The 25,053-nt window shown below is 39.6% G+C and carries 24 protein-coding genes and 2 pseudogenes; 8 read left to right on the forward strand and 18 right to left on the reverse strand.

Annotated elements, in window-relative coordinates:
• Nucleotides 1-1,353, reverse strand: a complete 1,353-nt coding sequence (locus tag J2S07_RS09900) for a sensor domain-containing phosphodiesterase (RefSeq protein ID WP_307150233.1) — start codon at nucleotides 1,351-1,353, stop codon at nucleotides 1-3.
• Between the two features lie 303 nt (nucleotides 1,354-1,656).
• Between J2S07_RS09900 and J2S07_RS09905 the strand changes: the two genes are divergently transcribed.
• From J2S07_RS09905 to J2S07_RS09915, 3 genes are all read left to right on the forward strand, one after another.
• A complete protein-coding gene (locus tag J2S07_RS09905; RefSeq protein WP_307150234.1) occupies nucleotides 1,657-2,304 on the forward strand; it encodes a response regulator in 648 nt (215 codons plus the stop codon).
• Between the two features lie 16 nt (nucleotides 2,305-2,320).
• Nucleotides 2,321-3,817, forward strand: coding sequence for a sensor histidine kinase (locus tag J2S07_RS09910; protein ID WP_307150235.1), 1,497 nt, complete (start codon nucleotides 2,321-2,323; stop codon nucleotides 3,815-3,817).
• A 96-nt stretch (nucleotides 3,818-3,913) separates the two neighbouring features.
• A complete protein-coding gene (locus J2S07_RS09915) occupies nucleotides 3,914-4,603 on the forward strand; it encodes a sensor histidine kinase (protein ID WP_307150236.1) in 690 nt (229 codons plus the stop codon).
• Nucleotides 4,604-4,714: 111 nt separating this feature from the next.
• On the opposite strand, the gene J2S07_RS09920 is transcribed toward J2S07_RS09915, so the two are convergent.
• Complete coding sequence (locus J2S07_RS09920; protein WP_307150237.1) at nucleotides 4,715-5,227, reverse strand: YbaK/EbsC family protein; 513 nt, start codon at nucleotides 5,225-5,227, stop codon at nucleotides 4,715-4,717.
• 87 nt (nucleotides 5,228-5,314) lie between these two features.
• Nucleotides 5,315-6,157, reverse strand: coding sequence for a vWA domain-containing protein (locus tag J2S07_RS09925; protein WP_370872813.1), 843 nt, complete (start codon nucleotides 6,155-6,157; stop codon nucleotides 5,315-5,317).
• Nucleotides 6,158-6,332: 175 nt separating this feature from the next.
• Here J2S07_RS09925 and J2S07_RS09930 point away from each other — a divergent pair, with 175 nt between their 5' ends.
• On the forward strand, nucleotides 6,333-7,181 hold the full coding sequence (locus tag J2S07_RS09930) for a nuclease-related domain-containing protein (RefSeq protein WP_307150238.1): 849 nt from the start codon (nucleotides 6,333-6,335) through the stop codon (nucleotides 7,179-7,181).
• 195 nt (nucleotides 7,182-7,376) lie between these two features.
• Here the strand turns inward: J2S07_RS09930 and J2S07_RS09935 are convergent, their stop codons facing one another.
• Genes J2S07_RS09935 through J2S07_RS09950 form a run of 4 tightly spaced genes read right to left on the reverse strand, consistent with a single transcriptional unit; the run spans nucleotide 7,377 to nucleotide 8,405 of the window.
• Entirely contained in the window at nucleotides 7,377-7,541 is a 165-nt protein-coding gene (locus J2S07_RS09935; RefSeq protein WP_307150239.1) for a hypothetical protein, read from the reverse strand.
• A 57-nt stretch (nucleotides 7,542-7,598) separates the two neighbouring features.
• Nucleotides 7,599-7,787 carry a hypothetical protein gene (locus tag J2S07_RS09940; protein WP_307150240.1) on the reverse strand — a complete coding sequence of 63 codons (189 nt, stop codon included), beginning with the start codon at nucleotides 7,785-7,787 and terminating at the stop codon, nucleotides 7,599-7,601.
• Nucleotides 7,788-7,805: 18 nt separating this feature from the next.
• Nucleotides 7,806-8,183 carry a permease gene (locus tag J2S07_RS09945; protein ID WP_307150241.1) on the reverse strand — a complete coding sequence of 126 codons (378 nt, stop codon included), beginning with the start codon at nucleotides 8,181-8,183 and terminating at the stop codon, nucleotides 7,806-7,808.
• 15 nt (nucleotides 8,184-8,198) lie between these two features.
• Nucleotides 8,199-8,405: a helix-turn-helix transcriptional regulator gene (locus J2S07_RS09950; RefSeq protein WP_307150242.1), complete on the reverse strand. Its 207-nt coding sequence runs from the start codon at nucleotides 8,403-8,405 to the stop codon at nucleotides 8,199-8,201.
• A gap of 142 nt (nucleotides 8,406-8,547) precedes the next feature.
• Between J2S07_RS09950 and J2S07_RS09955 the strand changes: the two genes are divergently transcribed.
• A complete protein-coding gene (locus J2S07_RS09955; protein ID WP_307150243.1) occupies nucleotides 8,548-9,729 on the forward strand; it encodes a DHH family phosphoesterase in 1,182 nt (393 codons plus the stop codon).
• Between the two features lie 30 nt (nucleotides 9,730-9,759).
• On the opposite strand, the gene J2S07_RS09960 is transcribed toward J2S07_RS09955, so the two are convergent.
• The 4 genes and pseudogenes from J2S07_RS09960 to J2S07_RS09975 all read right to left on the reverse strand — a co-directional run.
• Nucleotides 9,760-10,770, reverse strand: coding sequence for a FecCD family ABC transporter permease (locus J2S07_RS09960; protein ID WP_307150244.1), 1,011 nt, complete (start codon nucleotides 10,768-10,770; stop codon nucleotides 9,760-9,762).
• Complete coding sequence (locus J2S07_RS09965) at nucleotides 10,767-11,774, reverse strand: FecCD family ABC transporter permease (protein WP_307150245.1); 1,008 nt, start codon at nucleotides 11,772-11,774, stop codon at nucleotides 10,767-10,769. Before J2S07_RS09965 ends, J2S07_RS09960 begins: the two co-directional genes overlap by 4 nt.
• 54 nt (nucleotides 11,775-11,828) lie before the next feature.
• Nucleotides 11,829-12,125: pseudogene (locus J2S07_RS09970) on the reverse strand (ABC transporter substrate-binding protein); the annotation flags it as partial.
• Nucleotides 12,121-12,624 (reverse strand): annotated as a pseudogene (locus J2S07_RS09975) (ABC transporter ATP-binding protein); the annotation flags it as partial. The pseudogenes J2S07_RS09975 and J2S07_RS09970, both read right to left, overlap by 5 nt.
• Nucleotides 12,625-12,836: 212 nt before the next feature.
• Between J2S07_RS09975 and J2S07_RS09980 the strand changes: the two are divergent.
• The 3 genes from J2S07_RS09980 to pgoN all read left to right on the forward strand — a co-directional run bounded on the left by J2S07_RS09980 (nucleotide 12,837) and on the right by pgoN (nucleotide 15,856).
• Complete coding sequence (locus tag J2S07_RS09980) at nucleotides 12,837-13,886, forward strand: NAD(P)/FAD-dependent oxidoreductase (protein WP_307150246.1); 1,050 nt, start codon at nucleotides 12,837-12,839, stop codon at nucleotides 13,884-13,886.
• 155 nt (nucleotides 13,887-14,041) lie between these two features.
• On the forward strand, nucleotides 14,042-14,932 hold the full coding sequence (locus J2S07_RS09985; RefSeq protein ID WP_370872816.1) for a YitT family protein: 891 nt from the start codon (nucleotides 14,042-14,044) through the stop codon (nucleotides 14,930-14,932).
• A gap of 81 nt (nucleotides 14,933-15,013) precedes the next feature.
• Nucleotides 15,014-15,856 (forward strand): glyoxal/methylglyoxal reductase, encoded by an 843-nt coding sequence (gene pgoN / locus J2S07_RS09990; RefSeq protein ID WP_307150247.1) that lies wholly within the window; start codon nucleotides 15,014-15,016, stop codon nucleotides 15,854-15,856.
• Nucleotides 15,857-15,975: 119 nt separating this feature from the next.
• On the opposite strand, the gene J2S07_RS09995 is transcribed toward pgoN, so the two are convergent.
• From J2S07_RS09995 to J2S07_RS10025, 7 genes are all read right to left on the reverse strand, one after another.
• Nucleotides 15,976-17,703, reverse strand: coding sequence for a glycine betaine ABC transporter substrate-binding protein (locus J2S07_RS09995; protein ID WP_307150248.1), 1,728 nt, complete (start codon nucleotides 17,701-17,703; stop codon nucleotides 15,976-15,978).
• Between the two features lie 4 nt (nucleotides 17,704-17,707).
• Nucleotides 17,708-18,913 carry a quaternary amine ABC transporter ATP-binding protein gene (locus tag J2S07_RS10000; protein WP_307150249.1) on the reverse strand — a complete coding sequence of 402 codons (1,206 nt, stop codon included), beginning with the start codon at nucleotides 18,911-18,913 and terminating at the stop codon, nucleotides 17,708-17,710.
• A 189-nt stretch (nucleotides 18,914-19,102) separates the two neighbouring features.
• Nucleotides 19,103-20,764, reverse strand: a complete 1,662-nt coding sequence (locus J2S07_RS10005) for a glycoside hydrolase family 13 protein (RefSeq protein WP_307150250.1) — start codon at nucleotides 20,762-20,764, stop codon at nucleotides 19,103-19,105.
• 1 nt (nucleotide 20,765) lies between these two features.
• Nucleotides 20,766-21,806, reverse strand: a complete 1,041-nt coding sequence (locus J2S07_RS10010) for a LacI family DNA-binding transcriptional regulator (RefSeq protein WP_307150251.1) — start codon at nucleotides 21,804-21,806, stop codon at nucleotides 20,766-20,768.
• A 24-nt stretch (nucleotides 21,807-21,830) separates the two neighbouring features.
• A complete protein-coding gene (locus tag J2S07_RS10015) occupies nucleotides 21,831-22,646 on the reverse strand; it encodes a carbohydrate ABC transporter permease (RefSeq protein ID WP_307150252.1) in 816 nt (271 codons plus the stop codon).
• Nucleotides 22,646-23,506 carry a carbohydrate ABC transporter permease gene (locus J2S07_RS10020; RefSeq protein ID WP_307150253.1) on the reverse strand — a complete coding sequence of 287 codons (861 nt, stop codon included), beginning with the start codon at nucleotides 23,504-23,506 and terminating at the stop codon, nucleotides 22,646-22,648. Before J2S07_RS10020 ends, J2S07_RS10015 begins: the two co-directional genes overlap by 1 nt.
• A gap of 107 nt (nucleotides 23,507-23,613) precedes the next feature.
• Nucleotides 23,614-24,930, reverse strand: a complete 1,317-nt coding sequence (locus J2S07_RS10025; RefSeq protein ID WP_307150254.1) for an ABC transporter substrate-binding protein — start codon at nucleotides 24,928-24,930, stop codon at nucleotides 23,614-23,616.
• Nucleotides 24,931-25,053 lie beyond the last annotated feature (123 nt).

Consider the following 25,053-nt stretch of genomic DNA (forward strand, 5'->3'; position numbering starts at 1 on the left):
TTAAATGATTTGCTGCCTACATTTCTGACCCATAAAATTCTCAATCGGCAATGGTTTACTAAAAAGAAAGCCTTGGACAGAATGACAATTCATCCTTCTAAGTAAATCCAGCTGGGTTTCCTTTTCTACTCCTTCAGCAACTATATTGAGATTAAGCTGATGCCCAAGCATAATCAGCATTTCAACAATTTTTTGGCTATTTACATCCTTCTCTATGCTTGATATAAAACTCCTGTCAATCTTTAATTCATCCACTGATAGATCCCTTATATACTGGAGTGAGGAATAGGATACACCAAAATCATCAATAGAAATACGGATTCCTAAGTTCTTTAAACGGTTCAACACTCCGATTGTATACTTCTTAATGAGAAACCTTTCTGTTATTTCGAGGGTAAGCTTATCGGGAGAAAAAGACAGCTCCTGAAGAAGCTTCTCGATTCGATCAGGAAAATCTTCCTTTGCAAGTTGCTGGGCTGATATATTAACAGACAGCCTTAAGTTCTCCATTCCGCTGTTGTGCAGCTCTTTAATCTGTTTAATGGATTGGGCTAACACCCAATTCTCCATTTCAAGAATGAAGCCCGTTTCCTCAGCGATACTCAAAAATGAAGCGGGTGACAGCACCCCATCAGTTGGGTGATTCCAACGAATAAGAGCCTCCAACCCAATCATTTCTTTCCTTAACCCATAGTAGGGCTGATAATAGAGCTCAAATTCTGATCTTTCCAGTGCCTTTTTTAGTTCTGATAGCAACGGATGAACTGCCGACCCTTGCAACTGTTTCCCGTCCTGATCATCATGAGAATAGTCTTGCAGGGGGATTTCCTTCTTTTGAGATAATGAAAACTCAATTGCAATTGTAGCCAACTGTTTAAAGAATTCAACCATCTCCATCAGCTCTGATGAAGGCTGATAAATCTCCTGAAAATAAAGGGTAAAGGTTCCCAATAACTCTTTTCTCGATGACAAAATAGGGGAGGAATAGCATGAACGGAATCCTACCTGAGCAGCGTGATCTCTGTATTTATTGAAAAGAATATCACTTTCAATATCTGGGATGATGATTGATTCCTTCCGAAAAGCAGCCGTTCCGTTTGCCCCCTCATAAGGACCTATCTGGAGAGGCTCGATCATTCCCGAATAAATTTGTACTATGGAAGACCCCACTGACTGCTCCAATACATTTTTCTTTCGATTGTAAAGCATGATCATTCCATGAGCATGTATGGAGCAATGCTTCTCGATACTAGATACGATATAAGATAAGACTTTCTTTACAGGTGCTCCTGTAGAAATCATTTGAATAATGATTGTCTGATCTTGAAATAATTTAGGATCCTTTATCATCATCATTCTCCCCCTATCACAGAAATACTCTTTGCATTTGACAATTTTATGAACATTTAACTGCTTCCATTGACATTATGACAATGATTAGAAACTATCACTATCGGGGAAAACCCTATTTTATAAGTTGGAAAACCCCGAAAGAGGCAATCGCCTGTACGATTCCCATCATTTCCTCGGAAGACCTATTAAAACAATTCCATTAGCTCGAATTTCAATTATTTTGATTTGTCCACAGAATTTTCCAACCTCTTTCACCATGTTTCTAGTATAATAGTGCCAAAGTTCTATCATGGAGGGGTTGTTTTGATTACTGTTTTGTTAGCAGATGATCATAGTATTGTAAGATCAGGGTTAAAGCATATTATCAATAGTCAATCAGATATGTCCGTTATCGATGAGGCAGAAAATGGAGAAGTAGCCGTTATTAAGGCGTTGGATCTGAAGCCTGATGTTGTCGTGATGGATTTGAATATGCCTAAGAAAAGCGGTCTTGTCGCCACGAAGCAAATCACAGAAGCGAATCAAGACATAAAGATTATCATTTTAACGATGCATGAAAATAAAGAATACCTGTATCGCGTTCTTCAAGCAGGAGCTTCAAGCTACCTGTTAAAAAGCTATAACGAGGACGATTTAGTGGATGCAATCCGGACTGTGCATCGAGGTGAAGCCTACTTATATCCTGATGCTACTAGACTTTTACTCGAGGATTATATGAAAAGGTCGAATGCAGCGGTTGAAGACAACCATGCAAAGCTGAGTGGAAGAGAACAGGAGATCCTTTCCTATCTCGCAAAAGGATATACAAACAAAGAAATTGCCGAAATCCTATATCTATCTATCAAAACGATCGAGGCACATAAATCCAAAATTATGGACAAGCTCGACTTAAAAACCCGTGTGGACTTAGTAAAATTCGCGATGAAAAATGGATATTTAGATTTTGAATGAATGAGAGGTGAACAAAATGGCTACTTCCATAAAAAGGAAAGAAGTTCAATACATTGTGGTAGCGGTCATTGCGTTGCTATTGCTGTTTCTCTTTCGTCTTTCAGTCATCAACTCTGCCATTCATATTCCTAATTCAAGTTACCTATTCATCCATACACTATTAGAGCTATTTAGTGTTTTTGTTTCTTTATCCATTTTTGTACAAGCGAGGGTCACATTTTCCGTCCATCCTACTTATTTTTTTCTTGGACTCGTCTTTTTGGTTGTGGGCTGCTTCGACTTATTCCATACCCTTACCTATAAAGGAATGCCTTATCATAATGATGATTTCTCTGTAGCACGTGCCACCTGGTTTTGGATCAGTGCAAGAGCTACAGAGAGCATTGGGGTGGCCCTATTTATTTTGAAGCCTAATAAGCTTGTTGGTAAGAATACGAAGGTTGGCATTGCCCTTGCCCTTCTTTTTCTATGTATTTGTTCCAGCATCATCTATTTTGCACCTCAGAGACTTCCTATTTTATTCATTGAGGGGACCGGTATTACCTCTCTGAAAATCACTCTTGAATACATCATTACAATTATTAACCTAACGACCTTTATTGTTCTCTTTAGAATTTATCAAAAGAAGCCTGACATTGATTCCCTCCGTTTCTTATTCGGAATCTTCTTGATTATGGTGGGAGAATTGTTCTTCACCCTTTATCGGCAGGTATATGACATTGAAAATCTGATTGGCCATGTTTTCAAAGCAGGCGGTTATCTTTATTTATATCGCTCCGTTTTTTATCCGCATATTCTACAGATCATTTCTAGTAAGGAAGCTGCGGATAATAAACGGGAAGAAGCCGAAAAAAAACTTAATGAAATTGAAAAAAATATGTCGCGGCAAATATTTGAAGCGCATGAAGAAGAAAGAAAGCGAGTCTCTAGAGAGCTTCATGATGGAATTGGACAATCCCTATATAGTATCTTAATCACTCTAAATACCCTCCAACGAGAGAAATCTGAGGATAAAAGGGAACCGATTTTTTCCACTATTCGCATGATTACAGAAAACGCAATGAAGGAAGTTAAAGAAATCGCTCATTCTCTCAGACCTAGCAGCTTGGATGATCTTGGATTTGTTCCCACACTTAGATCCTATTTAGAATCCTATCAACAAATCCATCAAATCCCTGTGAAATTTGAGATAACTGGAGTTGTGGGAAGATTAGAATCCGAAATTGAAACCGCCCTCTATCGCATTTGTCAGGAGGCATTAACGAATTCTGCTAAATATGCTGAACCTAGTCAAATTGAAGTGAAAATTGAGGTAGACAATGACGAGGTTCGGTTAGATATTAGCGATAATGGCAAGGGGTTTGCCGTCGAGGATTACTTAAGAAATTCCGCCCGAAAAGGAATTGGATTATTTAGCATAAGAGAGCGTGCAGAGGGTCTTGGGGGCTCTGCAAACATAGATTCATACATAAATGAGGGGACAACGATAACCGTCCATATACCAAGAGCTTGAATATAGGGAGTTCAATCAAAAAAATAGGGATTTCCCCTATTTTTTTTTGTAGTCAAGCAATGGATAATTGGAAGAAAAGGCGGTGGCAGAGTCCTAATGAAGGAAAGTACAAACAATGCAACTCTTCAAAATCAAGACCTGCTAGATCAAACTATCGCTGAAAACAAACAGTTGATGGAAGTTATCAAGCACAAGAATTTAGTTATAGAAAATTTGCTAGAGACGTATGAAGAAATAAGAAGATATCTATCCGAGAAAAATTTAGATTCTCTCGAACAATTGCTTTATAGCTTATTATTACTGATTCGAGCACTTGAGGGGGAGCCCATTTCAAATTCAACAAAGGACTATATGAAGACGTTGAAAAGCACAGCAAATGAGCAATTAAAACAACTCCGGCAAACCTCCACCTTTTTATTTCCGACTTGTTTAGCCGACCTTGGACCAGCCGGGTCCATCAGAGCTTTTTACAGCAATCTATCAAAGGAGAATATTATAAGAGTAAAGATCGCATTTCAGGGCCAGCTGCAACGATTTCCAGATAGAATAGAAATTCAATTATTTCGTGTGCTTCAACGAATCATCCGTACACTTGATGAACTCACCATTCCTCAAGCGACCATTATTTTTGAAAGAGATCGATTGAAAATCCAGCTTGATCAAGAGTCGATGACGATACTCAAGCAGTCGTCTGAACTAATCTATGTTCACCATCTAGTTGATAGTATGCAGGGAATGACATTCTCAACCTTTGATGAAAACGAGCTCCTTATCCAATTAGGATAAAAAAGGAGAATAACTATAGAGAGCGCCTATAGTTATTCTCCTTTTTCTAATAGGTTAATTTGTCAAGGCTATGATCCCAAATGATCATGAACTGCTACAAAGGCTTTTTTCCTATCCACTTACCTCTTGGGAAAGGATCAGCTCTTGTTCCTCATTCCATCCCTTGCAAACATCAACCCAATCCTTCGCATAGGAATATTCCTTCATTTCATCGCAGGTGAGTTCAATCGCAGAATTCGTGCTCCCACAGGCTGGAAAAAGAGTGTTGAAGCGCTTCATCGAAACGTCAAGATACACTTCCAATTCATTTGCCAGCCCAAAAGGACAAACACCACCTATCACATGGCCGGTTTGTTCAAGCACTTCATCTGGAGAGAGCATGCGTGCTTTAAATCCAAAGGTTTGGCGGAACTTCTTATTGTCAATTTTGGCATCCCCTGCAGCCACTACTAAGATCGCCTTGTCTCCCTCTCCCCGAAAGGATAAGGTTTTTGCAATTCTTGCTGGTATCACGCCAATCGTCTCTGCTGCCATTTCAACCGTTGCGCTCGATTGCTCAAACTCCATCACATCATTCTCACGATTCCATTTTTTAAAATGAGCTTTTACACTTTCAATCGACATGGTTGTCCTCCCTTATTTTTAGGATTATTGAGAACATCTTACCACGCTTTAATACAGTGAAGCAAAAAAGATACCTTTAAAACCTATCTATTTCCCAAACAGCCTACTTAAGAACCCTTTTTTGGGCTTGCTTTCAATCTCTGCTGGGGCTTGCTTGGTTGGCGCTGACTCTTCGATTTTGGAAGCTTGTCTGGTTGGCGTTGGCACCTCTTTTTTGGTAGATTGCTTGATTGGCGTTGCCACCTCTTTTTGGGGAGCTAACTCTTTAATAACCCCCTTCTCTTTTGCTTCCTTTAGCCAGCTAGGAAATTCATTTAGGAGGGCATCATAAAGCTGTTCATCTGAAATTGCATCAATATCCTCGATATGAATAAAATTTGCATTGTCGACAAAGCGCCCTTCTAGTGTATCTATCTTCTGTAAAAATTCGAAATTTCCGTTGCCTATCCCAACAAATTGCCAAAATAATGGTTTTGTGGCGGATGCTTCGATAATGGATTTTATCGTTTTTTTGCAGCCTCCATCATTAATAAAGACAACAAAAGCTGGGTCTTGACTATCATCCTCTTGCATATATTTTTTTAGAACATCCTTCATAACAGGAGGTTCATCGTTTCTGCCAAATTTATGTATTAAGTCATTCTCAAGAATAATTCGATTCACATAGCCTTCAAAATCCCTCTCGCTAACAGGCTTCAATCGCGAAAACTCATTATCATACACCCACACATCTAGCAAGCCATCATCATCAAATTGTGAAGCTACCGCCAAAATCCGCTCCACCACCCTTTGAACCGTCCCATTTTTATACAAGGTTCTCATCGATCCTGTGATATCTAAAACCAATCCCACTCTTGCTTTTACATGGGTAATCTGCTTCTTTTCTAACACGATTTTGACACTTTTCTTTTGTAAATCAATCGTAGCCATCTATGTCCCCTCCTTTTTCTTTCATTTTATCATAGGCAGACTCCATTATTGTAAATATTAGGGATTGGATATATGATGGAAATGACCTATTTTACTAGAAAGGAAGGAAGGTATGTTTCTAAAACCTCGTTTGGAATCAGATGAATTAAGAACTTATTATTATTTGGATGCCCGAATGAAATTAGACAGTAAAGATAAACAGCAGTTTATTAATTTAGTAAGAGGGTTTGAGGGGGAATCAGAATTTGATGGTCTACTTGAGCAGCTGGGTAATGAATATTTGATTATGAATGATTTATTGCTCGCAAAGCATAATACCTTTTTTCAAATTGATTCTTTGGTAATTTCTCACGATACGATTTACTTATTTGAAATCAAAAATTACGAGGGAGATTACTACATTGAGGGTGATAAGTGGTATTTATGCTCAGGAACAGAAATACAGAGCCCCTTAATTCAACTAAAACGCAATGAGACACTCCTCCGAAGATTCCTTCAACCCTACCAGCTATCCCACATTACTAAGGCCTTCCTAGTATTCATTAATCCCGAGTTCACCTTATACAAAGCCCCACGAGATGAAATGATTATTTTCCCGTCCCAGCTTAAACGCTTTATGAAGGGGCTTTCGCTAGGTAAACCTCAATTGATGGAAAATCAGTTGCAGCTAGCTAAAAAGATTCTAGCAGAGCATCAGGATAAGTCACCCTATACCCGTTTGCCCACTTACAAATATGAGCAGTTGCAAAAAGGAATCATATGTTGGAAGTGTAGAGCCATTGAGACCAAGATCGATGGAGGCCAATTGCTATGTAGTATATGTTCGGCTGTGGAAAATGCAGATTCAGCAATATTACGTAGTGTCGAAGAACTTAGATTACTTTTTCCAGAAAGGAAACTTACCACGAATGCGATTTATGAATGGTGCGGGGCGATGGTATCGAAAAAAACGATCAGGAGAGTAATGAAAGCGAATTATGAATTAACAGGTCATGGTCGAACCGCCCATTTCATTAAAAAATGATAGATTGAGGGTGCATATCCATAGTTTAATGACCATTGGGAGACTTTTTCCGCTCTAGCGGGAATCATTCTACCTGTTTGATGACTGCCGGGTTCCTTTTCCTGCTCGGACGGGAATCATTCTGCTTGTTTGATTCCTGCCAGACACCTTTCTCCGCCTGGACGGGAACCATTCTGCCTGTTTAATTCCCACTGGCTACCTTTCTCCGCTCGGACGGGAACCATTCTGCCTGTTTGATTCCCACTGGCTACCTTTCTCCGCTCGGATGGGAATCATTCTGCCTGTTTGATGACCGCTGGCTACCTTTTTCCGCTCTAAAAGGAACCATTCTACTAGTTTGATGACCGTTGAGATATACATTCTGCCTCAACGGTCATCATACTCACACGAACCCTTTATACATCCAAGTAAAAAACCTTATACCCAGCTTTCTGGCGTCATAAACACGATAATTACTAAGAAGACAAAAACAATTCCCAGCAATCCCAGCAGTTTGTAGATACCCTTTTTGGAAAGACCACCATGTTCTTTTCCTTCTTTTCTTGTGATTCCTAACGCAATGAATAATGCAATGATCGTAACAGCCAATATTATATAGCCTTCCAACTATTTCACACACCTTACCTAATAAATTTTTGAATAGACAACAAATGATAGAAAAACGGTACAGATCATCAAGCTTATTAAAATATTCAGCAATTCTAACGTCGTTAAGGAGATAACCTCAAACTGAATGCCCGTAAGAAAAAGGATAAAATAAACCATCATAGCGATCAGGGAGAAGAACATCCCTTTTTCTCGAATAAGCTTCATTCGTTCATCCTTTTCTTTAAATTGAGGGTAGAGATAGCTCATGCAAAAGCTCATGACCCCCATTGAAAGCGATGAATAGGCCATTGGTGCGGGTGAAGATTTAGCCATGATCCCAACAAATATTATAAACCCGCCAATTACGAAAAAGAATATACCAAATATGACAAATAATAGTCGATATTCCTTCATTCCCATTTCCTCCCTTTAACCTTTCTTATTCCCTTCATATATGAACAATTCTTCAATCGTCGTTTGAAACACATTTGCTAATTCAAATGCCAGCGGAAGCGAAGGCGAATATTTGCCTTTTTCAATCGATATAATAGTTTGGCGGGATACTCCAAGTATCTCTGCTAACCTATCCTGTGAGTACCCGTGTTTTTTTCGATATTCGACCAAGCGATTCTTCAAAAGACCTTCACCTCCAATTAATTACATTTTATATGTAAAGCTTCCTTTACGTCAAGTTTGTTTTACATTTATCTTTGAAATACACATTTGTTCCGATAATTTATCCCCATTCAAAGCATACTACCATTTGAGGTGAAAACTTATGTATAAACTGTTATCCCATAATGACTTAGATGGGGTTGGCTGTGGAATCCTAGCGAAACTCGCCTTCGGAAAGGACGTGAAGGTTCGCTACAACTCTATTGGAAGTCTTGATCGAGAGGTGGAATGGTTCTTTGAGAACGACAACCAAGAAACATTTCTCTTTATTACCGATCTCTCTGTCAACAAGGAAAACGAGAAAAGGCTCGAGCAATTTTCCCAATCGGGTAGGAAGGTTCAGCTTATCGATCATCATAAAACTTCTCTTCACTTTAACGATTATGACTGGGGTCATGTCATCGTAGAAGATTCCGAAGGCAAACTAACATCTGCAACTTCATTATTATATGAGTACTTAACAGCTCAAGGCTTTCTTCAGCCAACAAAGGCGATAGATGAATTTGTCGAGCTCATTAGACAATATGATACATGGGAATGGGAAACGAATAACAACCAGCAAGCACAAAGGCTTAATGCCCTTTTCTTTCTCGTCTCAATCGAAGAGTTCGAGGAAAAGATGCTGGAACGTCTGAAAACAGAGGAGCATTTCCATTTTGATGATTTTGAGAAAAAAATCCTCGATATGGAAGAGGAGAAAATTGAGAGATATATACGTCGAAAAAGAAGAGAACTCGTTCAAACAAAGATAAAAGGGCTTTTCGTTGGTGTCGTCTATGCAGAGTCATACATCTCCGAGCTTGGTAATGAACTAGGCAAGGAATACCCTCACTTAGATTATATTGCGATCCTTAACATCGGGGGAAAACGCATTGGTTTTCGAACCATCCATGACGATGTCGATGTATCAGAGATTGCAGCACAATTTGGTGGAGGAGGTCATGCAAAAGCAGCTGGTGCCTCAATGAACGAAGAGGCCTATAAGCTATTTGTTACGAATACATTCCATCTAGAGCCTCTTCGCGAGGATGCTAAACATAATCGTTACAACTTAAAGGATACCTCCTTTGGTACCTTGTATCAAAACAACAGTGGGGATAAATTCCTTCTTCAGCCGCTCAATGACCATGAATGGGTAATTGAAAAAAATAGATTCAAGCAGGATCAAACATTTCCTAGCTTTGCGGAAGGTGAAAAATTCTTAAAAAGATCAGAAAATGCTTGGCTAGTTCGGGACGACTTATTTGTCAGCTACCTACAAGAAGAAATAAAATTACGAAAATAAGCGACCCTTCCATCAGGTCGCTTATTTTCTTTAAGTCCGCCTAATTAATAAATACATAAAATATGGCGCCCCAATTAATGCTACCATTATCCCTGCTGCCACGCCATCGGGCTCAATAATATTCCGACCAATCGTATCTGCAACAATAAGAAGCCAGCCGCCAAGTAAAATAGCAACAGGGATAAAGAGCTGATTTCTTGGTCCGACAAGAGCTTTAGCGATATGCGGGGCCATTAAACCGATAAAGGAAATACCACCCGTAACCGAAACAGCAGAAGCAGCTAAAGCAACGGCCGTCAAAAGTAAGATGATGCGCTCCCGTTCAACCGCAACGCCGACACCAATGGCTACAGACTCACTCATGGCCAAAAGATTTAAACGGTTTGCTTTGTATAAAGTAAATGGAACTAATACCACTAGCCAAGGAAGAAGCGCCCAAATAAACGGCCAATCCGTGCCCCATATATTCCCATTCAACCATTTGGCAATAAAATCGACCTTATAAGGATCGACAGATGAAAAAATGATAATCATCGCTCCTGAAAGAGCCAAGGAAAAGCCAACTCCCACAAGCACTAACCGAACAGGCTGGAGCCCTGTTTTGCGACTATAGGATAACAAATAGATGAAGATAGCCGTTAATAATGCACCCACAAAAGCTATTATTGGAAGCAAATACACAAATGACCCTGCATCAATTGGCATAAAAAGATAAAAAATAGCCACTCCAATTCCTGCTCCAGAATTGATCCCAATAATCCCAGGGTCAGCCAAATCATTTCTAGTAATTCCTTGTAAAATAGCCCCTGATAATGCGAGAGCCATTCCAGCTAAAAAAGTTACAATTATTCTAGGCATTCGAATAGAAAATAAGACAAATTCCTCTTTGAATGTTCCTTGACCAAAGATGGTCGGAATCAATCGATCATAGGTAAGAGAGGAATAGCCTAGACCAATTCCAAACACGATCGTAGCCACGATCAGAATAGATAGCATAACTAGAACGATACGTTGTTTTTTAACAGCACTTGGGTGGATCATGTGAATGCCTTCCCTCCCTTTCTTACAATGAAAAGAAAAAAGGGTAAGCCCATAATCGATACAATTGCCGCAACTGGTGTTTCATATGGCGCACTAATGGTTCTCCCAATTGTATCTGCTAAAAGCATGAAGCTCCCCCCAGCTATAACGGACATGGGGATAATATAACGATAGTCCGTTCCAACGATCGCCCGCACAATATGAGGAACCATCAATCCGATGAACGCCATATTACCGATAAGAGCAACAGCTGCACCAGCAAGAATAATAATGACAATAAATAGGACCGCTTTTATTTGTGTCGTTTTTTGTCCAAGCCCCACTGCTACCTCTTCACTTAAGCTTAAAATTGTTAACTGTCGAGATAGTAAAAAAGAGATAGCGATGCCGATCAAAATAAAAGGAACAATGACTTGAAGCTGTCCCCATGTTGTTCCTACTAGACCGCCAGCCGTCCACATGGAAACATCCTTGGAAATTTTGAAATAAAGTCCAATTCCTTCTGCAATTGCAGTCAAAAAAGCGGAAACGGCTGCACCGGCCAAAACAATTCCAAAAGGGCTAAATCCTCCCTTTTTCACAGAGCCAAGGCCCAGCACCATCGTAGTCCCAACCCCAGCTCCAATAAAACAAGCGACCATAATTCCGAAATAATTCGCAGTGGGAATAAAGGCTATTGTAACAGCAAGCGCAGCATTTGCCCCTGCAGATAAACCAAGCAAACCTGGATCTGCAAGCGGATTTCTTGTAAGCCCCTGCATTATCGCACCTGCTATAGCTAATGCCGCACCGACAAATATCGCTGCCACCTCACGCGGTAAGCGTATTTCGCGAAGCATCGAAAGCTTTTCACCTGTTTCATTTGTTGTAAGAGCACGCCAAACATCTGCTATGTTCGTATCAGCTGCTCCAAAAATAATAGCAACAACAAACATAGCGGCAAACACAATCATTCCAACTATCATTTTCATCATAAATGGAACCGTTGATCGTTCTATTTTCATAGCTTCTCTTCTTTCCTTCTTTTAAATAGGGAAAAGAATTCCTTAGACGACAAGTCACTTGCTATTTAGAAAACTGTCCAAAAAGAAATCCAATTGATAATCTAATGTAACGGGATCATTAAAGTAGAACTCAGCTGCGTTCGCTTCAAATACGCGATTATTCTTGACAGCAGGAATGTTTTTATAGGTCTCGGTCTCTTTGAAGGAATTATCTGCACCATTAGAGCTTAGAACGATATAGTCTCCCGCATACTCAGGTAATACTTCAGGAGACAGAGCATAATAACCTTCCTTTAACGCCATTTCCTTCACCTTCTCAGGCATGGACAATTTCATTTCCTGATAAAGAATTCGGTTCATCGAGAAAAATGATTTCTGTCTCTTGTGCTAACGCCATGGCAATCCATACCCTTTGTCGTTGTCCACCAGATAACGCATCTACAGGACGGTACTTAAAATCCTTCGTTCCAGTTACTTCTAGGGCCCAATCGATAGACTCATAATCATCTTTCGTTAATCGCCCAAACCCTTTTTGATAGGGAAAACGGCCATAAGAAACAAGCTCGCCTACTGTCAATCCACTCGCACTTTCTGGTGTTTGCGGAAGGATCGCCATTTTCTTAGCTAGCTCCTTAGTATGTTTCCTTGCAATATTTTCTCCATCTAGGATAACGGCTCCATATTGGTGAGGAATAATACGTGTAATAGCCTTTAAAAGCGTTGATTTCCCACACCCATTCGCTCCAATGATTGTGGTAATTTTATGATCTGGTATCTCAACACTGAATTCTTTCACGATAAGATGTTCATCGTAACCAACACTTAAATCCTTTGTTTGTAGGAGAGCCATCATCTACCTCCATTCTAAAAATCATTATTAGTTTTAATTGATAATGATTTTCAATATCATTTATGAGATTAATATAAGTGGCTTTTTGTTTTTTGTCAATATTAAAAATTTATGATGTTTATGAACATTGAAAAAAATGCTTATTGCAAAAGTTGAATTTTAAAGATATATTTTATTGAGAATGATAATCAATCACATTAGAGGTGATCGGGTTGAACAAGGAAGATTTGTTTGATGTGACCATTATTGGCGGAGGTCCTGCTGGACTTTACTCTGCTTTTTATAGTGGTTTAAGAGAAATGAAAACGAAGATTATTGAATTTCAAGCAGAGCTTGGCGGAAAGCTACATGTTTATCCAGAGAAAATGATATGGGATGTAGGTGGCCTCACTCCCATACCTAGTGCAAAGCTACTTGAACAGCTTGTCAAGCAAGGATTAACCTTTCACCCCACAGTTGTGCTGAACGAAAAAGTGGTAGCCCTTTCTCAAAATAATGACGGTTATTTTGTCATTCAAGCGGCATCTGGACAAGAACATTACTCAAAAACGGTGATTGTTGCTGTCGGTGGAGGAATTCTAAAGCCCCAGAAGCTAAGTATTGAAGGAGCAGAGCGGTTTGAAATATCCAATCTAAATTATACTGTCAAATCGTTACAACGCTTTAAAAATAAGACCGTGCTCATTTCTGGTGGTGGCAATTCAGCGATTGACTGGGCGAATGAACTAGAACCAATTGCGAGTAAGGTCTTTTTAACCTATCGAAAAGAAAATCTCTCTGGACATGAAGCACAAGTCACTCAGCTGTTAAGTAGTTCTGTCCAATGTTTCTTTAACACCGAAATTTCAAAATTAATTGCAAGCGACACTCATGATTCTATTAAACAGGTTGAGCTAAAAAATCATGAAACAGGAGACGTTTCATACTTATCAATCGATGAGGTCATCATTAATCACGGTTACGAAATGGATTCGTCCCTTCTAAATAATAGTAAATTAGACATAGAAATGGTAAACGATTACTTTGTTGCAGGTAACGCCATGTGTGAATCCTCCGTTGCAGGACTTTTTGCTGCCGGTGATATTATTAGCTATGATGGAAAAGTCCACCTAATTGCTGGTGCTTTCCAAGATGCTGTCAATGCCGTTAACAAAGCGAAGCAATATATCAACCCAGAAGCCTCCAAAAGTGGAATGGTTTCTTCACATAATGAGGTCTTCAAGAAAAGAAATCGAGAACTAATTAAGCAGATGTTATTATAAACATAAAAGGGAAAGCGGTGATAGGGCACTCGTATTTGTTGTACCTATTAGCGCTTTTTATTTTTAATTTTCTAACCTAACAAAAACTAATGGTATAATATTCTTACAAAAATTCAAACAAATCATACATAAGGGGGAATGTCAAATTGAGTGACATAACTATAGAACAACAGATTCGCAAGGAAGTTGTACATCGGAAATTGACAAAAGCAGCTCTTGCGAAAAGAATGTTCTTCATTGTCTTCGGTGCTGTTTTTATGGCCATCGGGATTGAAGTATTTCTTGTTCCCAACACAATTATGGACGGCGGTATTGTTGGAATCTCCATTATCCTCGCCCATCTATCAGGAATTAAGCTAGGCTTATTCCTGTTCTTCCTGAACGTTCCTTTTTTCTATATTGGCTATAAGCAAATTGGAAAGACCTTTGCTTTCTCTACCATTCTAGGGATTACCATTATGTCCATTTCGACCACCTATCTGCATAAGATACCAGCCTTTACAGATGATATGCTGCTTGCTACCGTTTTCGGTGGGATTATTCTTGGTAGCGGCGTAGGGTTAGTCATTCGCTATGGCGGATGTCTTGATGGAACAGAGGTATTAGCCATTCTTCTTAACAAAAAACTTCCCTTCTCTGTTGGTGAGTTTATTATGTTCTTCAACATATTTATTTTTGGTTGGGGAGGATTTGTCTTTGGTTGGGATCGGGCGATGTACTCGATTCTCGCCTATGCCATTACCTTTAAGACGATTGACATTGTCATAGAAGGGATCGACCAATCGAAATCCGCTTGGATCATAAGTGAAGATCATCAGGAAATTGGCGAAGCGATTCTTGCCCGCTTAGGACGTGGAGTTACCTACTTAAAAGGGGAAGGTGCTTTTACCGGCGATGATAAAAAAGTAATTTTTTGCGTCATTACTCGATTGGAGGAAGCAAAACTAAAGCTCATCGTCGAGGAAATCGATCCCTCTGCCTTTCTTGCTGTCGCGGATATCGCAGAGGTACGTGGTGGAAGATTTAAAAAACGAGACATCCATTAAATCGTTTCTTTGGTTTTTCTATGAAGGAACAGGCATAATAGAGTATGTAATTATATCCAATTTATGATAGGAGGAAACGAAATGCCAACAAGCTTACAGGACACAACTACCCTACATAACGGTGTGAAAATGCCATGGTTTGGACTTGGAGTTTTCAAGGTAAAAGAAGGCTCAGAAGTCGTTGAAGCCGTAAAAGCAGCGATTAAACACGGCTATAAAAGCATTGACACTGCTGCCATTTACCAAAATGAAGAGGGCGTGGGGCAAGCCATTAGAGAATCTGGAGCTGCCAGAGAGGACTTGTTCATTACTTCAAAGGTTTGGAACTCTGACCAAGGCTATGAGTCCACTCTTAAAGCCTTTGACACTAGTCTTAATAAGCTCGGGCTTGATTATTTAGACTTGTATTTAATCCATTGGCCTGGCAAGAACAAGTACAAGGAAACATGGAAAGCCCTAGAGAAGCTATATAAGGATGGGCGTGTACGTGCCATCGGTGTGAGCAATTTCCATATCCATCATTTAGAGGATTTGTTATCTGATTGCGAAATCAAGCCAATGGTCAATCAGGTGGAATATCATCCACACTTAACGCAGGAAGAGCTACGAAGCTTCTGTCAAAAAGAGGGCATCCAACTAGAAGCATGGTCCCCGCTTAAACAAGGACAACTTTTGAGCGAGCCAACCATTAATGAAATTGCCGAGAAATATCAGAAATCTGCCGCGCAGATTATTTTACGCTGGGATTTACAGAACAAGGTTGTCACTATTCCAAAATCAATTAAGGAACACCGCATTATCGAAAATTCGGATATCTTTGATTTCGAATTATCGAGCGAAGACATGGAAAAAATCAGCGCACTTAACAAAAATGAACGAGTAGGCTCTAACCCAGATGAGATGAGCGTTGGATTTGAGGACTAAATAATGAAAAGGATGGTTAGAACAATCTAGCCATCCTTTTTATCGCTTTCTTCACAGATAACGGGTGGTTTTTATTTACGCAGTTGCTTAACTACCGTAATCCTTAAAGTCCAACATTTTTATTTTAAGTCATCTATCGAATCAATTTCCACATACTTGGGTACAACAAGTCCATTTTTCGTTCCTTGAAGATTTGGTCCAAGATCAACGATATCCTTTTTATAGGTATTATAATATTCAAGATGGGTGCTCGGTAGCCAAGCTGCTACCATTGCATCAGCACTTCCGTTCGCAACCCCCGCAAACATCGGTCCAACTTCAACCTGGCTCAGAGTCACATCGTATCCATTTTGTCTAAGGACCGTTCCAATGACATTTGTACTTGCTAGTTCAGTATCCCAGGCAACATAGACTAGTTTGATTGGTTCACCATTTCCGGATTGAGCTCCATTTGTCCATTCTGCTACTTTGTCTGGGTTTGCCGCTACCCATTTTTCAGCTGCTTCAGCTGGATCCATCCCTTTATGCACTTCAACCATAACAGCTTCCATATCACTTATATTCCAGGAGAATTGATCGAAAATTGTATAGGCACCAGGAGCATCCTGCTCAAGTCCCTTTCTTACAATAGTATTAATATGTTCAGCCCCACCAAAGGTATTATTCGGATCGTCAAGATATTTTAAATCGAATGCTTGAAACATCCAGTGTGGTGACCATCCGGTAACAATAATGGGTTTTTGGTTATCAATAGCCTTTTTTAATTCAGCAACCATTGCAGCTGAGGAGCCTTCAACAATTTTCCAATCATCCAACCCGTAATCGGTTAGTGAATTCTTGGCCTGTGCCATGATTCCTGCACCAGGTTCAATACCGATAATTTTATAATCTGTCTGGGCACCAATCCCATTAGCATTCTCATTCCCAGTATTGTCTTTTAAAAATACCAATACGATTGCGGTCACAACTACAAGCACAGCTAAAATTGAAAAAACAATTTTTCTCTTTAAAATCCCCTCATAAGCTGGCTTACGCAGGTTTTGTGTAATACGGTCGAGTATAATTGCGATAAAGACAATCGATAACCCCGCCTCAAAGCCTTGACCAACATTAATTTGGCTGACAGCCCGGTAAACATCTGCTCCAAGTCCAGGTGCTCCAACGAGAGAGGCTGTTACAACCATAGATAAAGCAAGCATGATACTTTGGTTAATTCCCGCCATAATTGTTGGAGTTGCTAGAGGTAATTGGACTTTGAACAATTTTTGACTGTTACTTGAACCAAATGCATCCGCTGCTTCGATTAAATCTTCAGGCACTTCCTGAATACCGAGATTAGTCATGCGAATTGTTGGTGCTATCGCAAAAATAAAGGATGCGATAATCCCTGGAACAATGCCAATTCCAAAGAATAGAATGGATGGAATTAAATAAACAAATGCGGGCATAGTTTGCATGAAATCTAAAATAGGCGTTACAATGTTTTGTACAGTTTTTCTTTGTGCACACCATATTCCTATCGGGATCCCAATTGTGATTGTTAACAATCCAGATAATAAAACAATAGCGAGGGTTTGGATACTTGAATCCCAATAACCAAGATTATCAATCAGCAGTAAGCTAATTAACGCAAATATACCTAATGGCCATCGGCTGGTATATGTAACCAATAATCCTAGGATACAGATTAATACGATTGGGGGACCTACACTTAATACATCAATTATGATATTTAATAGACCTTCGATTAAGCTCGTTAAAAAGGAAAAAAAGGCGGAAAAAGTAACGGTTACCCATCCGACTAGAGAATCTATCCACTCTCCAAGTGGAATTTTTGGTATATTCATTTAATTAATCACTCTCCAAGTCGTTCAAAGAATCTTTATTTCCGGCTAAAGCACCAATGACGGCACCACGAATAACAACGCCTTTTATTCGGTTCTCTTCGTCAACAACTGATATCGGCAAGCTTGAGGTTGCCATCACATCCATTAAATCTGCAAGGAACGTATCTTCTGCAACAGTTGGAATGTCGGTCGTCATGACTTCCGAAATGGACTGGTTTGTACTTATTCCCTGTCGCGCTTGTTCTGCGGTCAATGCTCCCAATAACTTCAGTTTGCGATCTACCACAAATATGCTGGAATATCCTTGTTTCCTCATAATTTCCAGCGCGACTCTTGGTCCTCTGTCCACACCAATTCTTTCCGCTCGTTTCATCACATGTGATGCGGTTAATACTTTCGACAGATCGACGTCTTCAACAAACTTCTCAACAAATTCATTTGCAGGATTCATCATAATTTGCTCAGGGGTTCCTAGTTGAATGACACTGCCGTCTTTCATTAAGGCAATTCGATCCCCAATCCGCAATGCTTCATCTAGGTCATGGGTGATAAAAATAATTGTTTTCTTGTACTTTTCTTGAATTTCAATTAACTCATCCTGCATGTCTTTACGAATTAAAGGATCAAGGGCACTGAAAGCTTCATCCATTAATAAAATATCTGTTTCGCTTGCAAGAGCTCGAGCAAGGCCGACCCTCTGCTGCATTCCTCCGCTCAGCTGAGATGGCAATTGATTTTCGTAGCCTTTTAATCCGACAACTTCCAGGGCATTCATCGCTTTTTCTCTGCGCTCATCTGGAGACACATTCTTTATTTCGAGGCCAAACTCGGTGTTTTCTAAGATCGTTTTATGAGGAAATAGTGCAAAATTTTGAAAGACCATACTGATTTTATTTTGTCTGACTTCTCTTAGTCTGGAAGCGTTCATCTTAACAATATCCTCACCTTTTATCAAAATCTCTCCGATAGTAGGATCGATCAATCTGTTAAACATGCGGATTAAGGTTGATTTGCCACTTCCGGATAAGCCCATAATGACAAAAATTTCGCCAGGATAAATACTGAAATTTACATTATTAACTCCGACTGTCTGCCTAGTCTCTTTCAAAATTTCTCTTTTTGTTTTGCCCTGTTTCAATAAATTAATAGCAGATTTAGGAGATTTGCCAAAAATCTTTGAGACATTCCTGACTTCTACATATGGATTCATCAAGTCACCTCATTCAATAAATTGCCCTTAACACACTTAGTTTTCCCTGAATTCTATTTTTATATGATCATTAATGCCCATTCCTTATGAGCCTAGTGTTAATATCTTCTAAGGTCGCCTTATTCCCTTTCTGCTCTATAATGAAACTGAAAAAGACGTTTTGTCCCGGGACAAAACGTCTTTTATATTCTAGATTTCATACACCCTTGCTTCGTATGGGGCAAGCTCAAATGTTTCCACTTCCTCGTGATCACTCACTTCAAGGTTTGCTAGTTTTAGATTCGATCGTACATAACGAATACCATTTATCTTATCCACGATAACCGAATCAGACGAGAGGTTACAAAGAACGAGCATTCTCTGTTCTCCAAGTGTTCGAGTGTAAGCAAATAGAGAAGGATGATCCGCAAGAACGAGGTCATAGACACCGTATATGAATATGGTATTTTCCTTACGTAAGCGAATTAATTTTTTATAGTAGTTTAAGATCGAGTTTGGGTCCATTTCCTGGCTTTCTACATTGATCTCTTTGTAGTTTGGATTCACCCCTAACCAGGGTGTTCCTCTTGTAAAGCCCGCATTTTCTTCCGCCGACCATTGCATCGGTGTCCGAGAATTATCACGACTGGTCGACCAAATGATTTCCATTGCTTGCTCATGCGACTTCCCCTGAGCAAGCAGATCCCTATACAAGCCCTTCGTTGAAACATCATTGTAGTCTTCAATCGACGGATACTTTACATTTGTCATTCCAAGCTCTTGACCTTGATAAATAAAAGGAGTCCCTTGCATCAAGAAATACATGGTTGCCAAAGATGTCGCACTTTCACGCCAATACTGCCTATCATTTCCCCAAGTAGAAACAGAGCGAGCCTTATCATGATTCTCTATAAAAAGGGCATTCCAGCCACTTGCTTCCAATGCTTTTTGCCATCGTGTTAGCACGCGTTTGAGCTCAGGAATATCGAGCACTTTTGTTTCAGCATCCCATAATCCCAAATGCTCAAATTGAAAAATCATATTGAATTTTCCATAGTCTGCGTCCACCCATTCATGTATCTCATCGGTTCCAACCCCATTTGCTTCACCGACTGTCATAATGTCATACTTAGCAAAGCATTCCTGCTTTAATTCTTCTAAAAATGGCATAATGCCTTTGACATTCATATACTTTTCCCACGCAGGGATAAAGGTTAATCCAGTTGAATTATCTATGTTGGCAAAGGTTGTATCCTTTTTAATATGGCTGATCGCATCGACACGGAATCCATCGATCCCTTTGTCAAGCCACCAATTAACCATCTTGTATAATGCCTGTCGCACCTCTTTATTCTCCCAGTTCAAATCAGGCTGTTTCTTTGAGAATAGATGCAAATAATACTGTCCTGTCTTCTCATCAAACTCCCATGCAGAGCCACCAAAAATACTACCCCAATTATTCGGCTCTTGCCCATTCACACCATCCCGCCAAATATACCAATCTCGCTTTGCACTCATTTTGGAGGAACGGGATTCTACAAACCAAGGGTGCTCATCACTTGTGTGATTGATGACTAGATCAATGATCAGCTTCATTCCCCGAGAATGGACTTCTTCGAGCAGCTGATCAAATTCTTCCATTGTTCCAAATTCATCCATAATTTCCTGATAGTCGCTAATATCATACCCATTATCATCATTAGGCGACTTATATACAGGACTCAACCATACTACATCAATACCGATATCCTTTAAATAATCCAATCTAGATATCAACCCTCGTAAATCACCAATTCCATCGCCGTTCGAATCTTGAAAACTACGAGGATAGACTTGATATGCAACAGCTTCTTTCCACCAAACCTTCTCCATTTTATTCCCTCTTTTTCTTTGTTGTTATCCTTTTACACGATTCACGTTCTATGATTTTCGTTGGTACAAAATAGTGTTCAACCGCCGCTTCAGAATCCTGGATTTTTTCCAACAGAAGATTGGTTGCCTCAAGACCTAGCTCAACAATTGAGATATCAACTGAAGTAAGCGGTGGCTTCACATAAGCTGATAAAGCATGGTTATTAAAGCCTATGATGGAAACATCCCCTGGAACCTGCACGGAAAGCCCCTCTAAGTACCTTATCACTTCATAGGCAACTAAATCGTCGTGAGCGACAATAGCTGTCGGCGGTTCGTTAAGCTCCATTAACTGATGAACAGCCTTCATACCATTTGTCTTTATAACATCATTGCGAATAAAATAATCCTCTGAATAAGATAGTCCTAACTTTTCTAACGCCTTTTGATAACCATTCAAACGATCGATTGATACGACAAAGTCCAAGTTGCCTCCAATAAAAGCAATTTTTCGATGACCTAAGTTGTACAGATACTCTACAACCTCATGAGTGATTCTTTCATTATCATTATCGATATACGAAATTTCATCCTCATATTGATACGGACGTCCCACCATCGTAAATGGGAAATTCTCATCCTTTAAATATTTCATCGTCCGATCTCCAACACGGGAATATAGTAGAATAATTCCATCCACCTTTTTCCCTTGCACCATGGACACAACTTCTTGAAAGATTTCCTCTTCCGTACCACCTGTGGAAAAGTAAATACCATACTTACTAGCATGAGCACTCACACATATTCCCCGAATTACTTCTGGAAAGAACGGATTCTGGAAGGCCAATGAAGTAGAATCTGACATAATTACACCGATTGTTTGTGTGGTTTTTGCAGCAAGGTTCCTAGCTTGAAAGTTAGGATAGTACCCCAACTGATTCATTACTTCGCGAACCCTGCGCTTCGTCTGTTCACTAATCCTTGGGCTATCTGCAATAACACGCGAAACAGTTGACGGTGATACATTTGCTTCTCGTGCGACATCAATAATTGTAACCGCCACTGGGATTCCCCTTTCCTTGCAAGTTTATTTAACCGCACCCTCAGATACTCCCTTAATGATTTCTCGTTGGGCAAAGAAGTATAGGATGATAATCGGAATGATCGCTAATGTAAGTCCCGCTAAGGCAAGATGCCACTGTTTTGTATATTCTCCAAAGAAAAAGAACATTTTCAGAGGAATGGTCTCCATTCCTTGCTGATTAATCACTAAGGACGGAAGCAAGTAATCATTCCAAATCCAAATCGTATTCAAAATTCCAACAGTCACCGTGATCGGCTTAAGTATAGGGAAAATAATATGCCAAAAAATTTGAAACCTATTTGCCCCATCTATTGTAGCAGCTTCATCTAATGAACGTGGTATAGAATTTAAAGCACCATGGTATAAAAATATTGAAAGACTAGCTCCAAAACCAAGATACATAAAGATTAAACCAGTCCGGTTAAGCATTTCGATTTTACCAAAAATTGTAATAAGTGGAATCATAACCGATTGGAAAGGGATAAGCATTGCAGCAACAAATAAATAGAAAATAACGGAACTTAATTTGCTCTTGCTACGTGAAAGTGCGTAAGCTGCCATAGCCGAGAAAACAATGATGATCACGACACTCATTACAGTAATGAATATTGAGTTCGCGAATGTTTTAAGAAAATCAAGCTCTGTAAATGCCTGTACATAGTTATCAAATGTCAAAGAACTCGGTGGCTTTAATGTATCCTCGAAAATTTCCCGTTTTGATTTGAGGGAATTAACAATCATTAAATAAAATGGGGATAACCAAAGAAGGGCTAATAGGATCCCCAATATTTCAAGCGGAATTAAATACGGCTTTCGCATTACATTTCCACCTCACGTTTCTTGTTCACATAGACCTGTAGCAAAGCAATAACAGCCACGATAATGAAGAAAATGATCGCTTTTGCTTGTGCATACGCCATATCATAACGGCTAAAGGCTGTTCTAAATATATCCATTGCGACCATTTGTGTCGAGTCATATGGCCCCCCACCCGTTAACGATAGGTTCTGATCATAAAGCTTAAAAGTATTGGATAGTGTCAAAAACATGCTGACTGTAAAAGCAGGTGCGACGAGAGGAAATACAATATGACGAAATCTTTGGAATACGTTGGCCCCATCGATTTCAGCAGCTTCAATAAGCTCCTTTGAGACACCCTCTAAGTAAGCGATATAGATGACCATGATATATCCTGACATCTGCCAGCTCATTAAGATAACAAGACCCCAGAACCCTGTGCTTGAAGTAGATAACCAACCTTGTAGACTCTCAATCCCAAAGAGAGAGCCTATACCATCAAACGCCTTCGTAAAAATAAATTGCCAAATAAAACCCAGAATTAAGCCACCAATTAGATTTGGCATAAAGAAAATAGTTCGCATGAATTTATTTGTTTTTAATTTTGCGGTTACGAGTAGGGCAAGAGATAGTCCTATCACATTAATCAAGACAATGGAGACAATCGAGAACTTGGTTGTAAACCAAAGCGAATCTAGAAATCTTTCATCCTGGAACAGCGCAGTATAATTCTCAAATCCGACAAAGCCATTTGCTGAAATCCCATTCCAATCGGTAAAGGAGTAATAGACACCTAGCAGCAAAGGAGCTATCACAACTAATATAAGCGCAACCAACACAGGCATTAAGAAGAGCCAGTACGATAAATCCCGTATGCGCATGTTCAACCCTCCATACTTACAAAAAATGTACTTCCCACCTACGTCATTTTTACCCTTTTGATAAAACAAAGTAGCACGAATGCTACTTTGTTTTATCTACGTATTCTCTATTTCCGCCCTGCTTCCCAAGCCTTTTTCGATGCGTCAATAACTTCTTCCCATGTTGCTTCATCGCTTAAGTATTTCTGAATTTGAACACCAAGCTCATTTTCTCCCCATGAGGTTGGATAACCCATGAATGTCCAGCCGATTGTTTTTCCTTTTTCTGAATACTCATAAACATCCTTTGAAAGTGGATCTGATATTTTAGAAGAATCATATCCTTCATATGCAGGGATAAAGTTGAAATCACTTACTACTGCTTCTTTACCAGTTTCGGAGGTATATAACCAGTCTAAGAACGCTTTTGCTTCTTTTACTACTGCCTCATCAGCATTGCTGTTAACTCCCCAATACATTGGGATTCCTACAGGAATACGATCTCCTTCATAGCCTTCTACAGGAATTGGAAGGATACCAATGCCATTTTTAGCAAATTCTTCATCAATACCAGCAATAGAACCATATACCCAGTTCCCTTGTTGAATCATTGCAACCTTTTGAAGTGAGAATAATTCTTCTACTTGCTTAGAATAATCTAGACTTACAGTTGGCTGTACAGAGTATTTATTTTGAAGGTCTAATACCTTCTTGAACGCATCCCCATATTTAAATTCGACTGTTTTTGAATCAAATGCAGTTAGAACGTTTTGATCAAACTCTGGCGCTAAGAAAGCATTGGATAAATGCAAGCCAGTTACCCATTTTTCCTTCCCTGGTAAAGCAAATACTGCTTCAAGACCCAGTTCATCCTTCTTACTGTCTATTTCCTTTACAGCTGCTTCTAATGAAGCAAAATCTACGATCGATGCAGGGTCAATTCCTGCTTTTTCAAAAACATTCTTGTTATAGATCAAACCATAACCTTCTTGGTTGAATGGAAGACCTAATACTTCCCCATCAACTGTCACACCAGCTAATGTACCATCTAAAGCAAGACCTGCTGCTTCAGTATCTGATAAATCAGCTAATTTATCCTTCCAATCCGCCACATCCTGTGGTCCCCCGATATTATAAATTGCCGGCTCATTGCCAGATGCAAATTTGGAACGAAGAGCTGCACCGTAATCTTCCCCGCCCCCAACAGTAGTAATATTAATTTTCACACTGTCATGCTCTGCTTCATATGCTTTCGCAATTGCTTCAAACTGATCCTTAAACTCTACTTTAAATTGAAAAATATCAATTGTTACCTGTTCTCCCTTTGCTTCACCGCCTGTTTTGCCAGCTGATTCCTTTTCTTTCTTATCAGAGCTACAGCCAGCTAAAAACCCAGCCAAAACTAAAAACAAAGCTATTAACCCAACTTGCCACTTGCCTTTCATTGTTTTCCCTCCACCTTTAAAATATTTAAATAGTTTATTGCGAAAACGTTTGCGCAAATCTCAAAAAAGAAGAGCAAAGCTTGGGAAAGCGTTTGCACAACTTTAATGTACCCTCATCCTAGC

Origin of the sequence: Anoxybacillus andreesenii (genome assembly GCF_030813005.1) — a bacterium.
In the GTDB taxonomy this organism is placed as follows: domain Bacteria; phylum Bacillota; class Bacilli; order Bacillales; family Cytobacillaceae; genus Robertmurraya; species Robertmurraya andreesenii.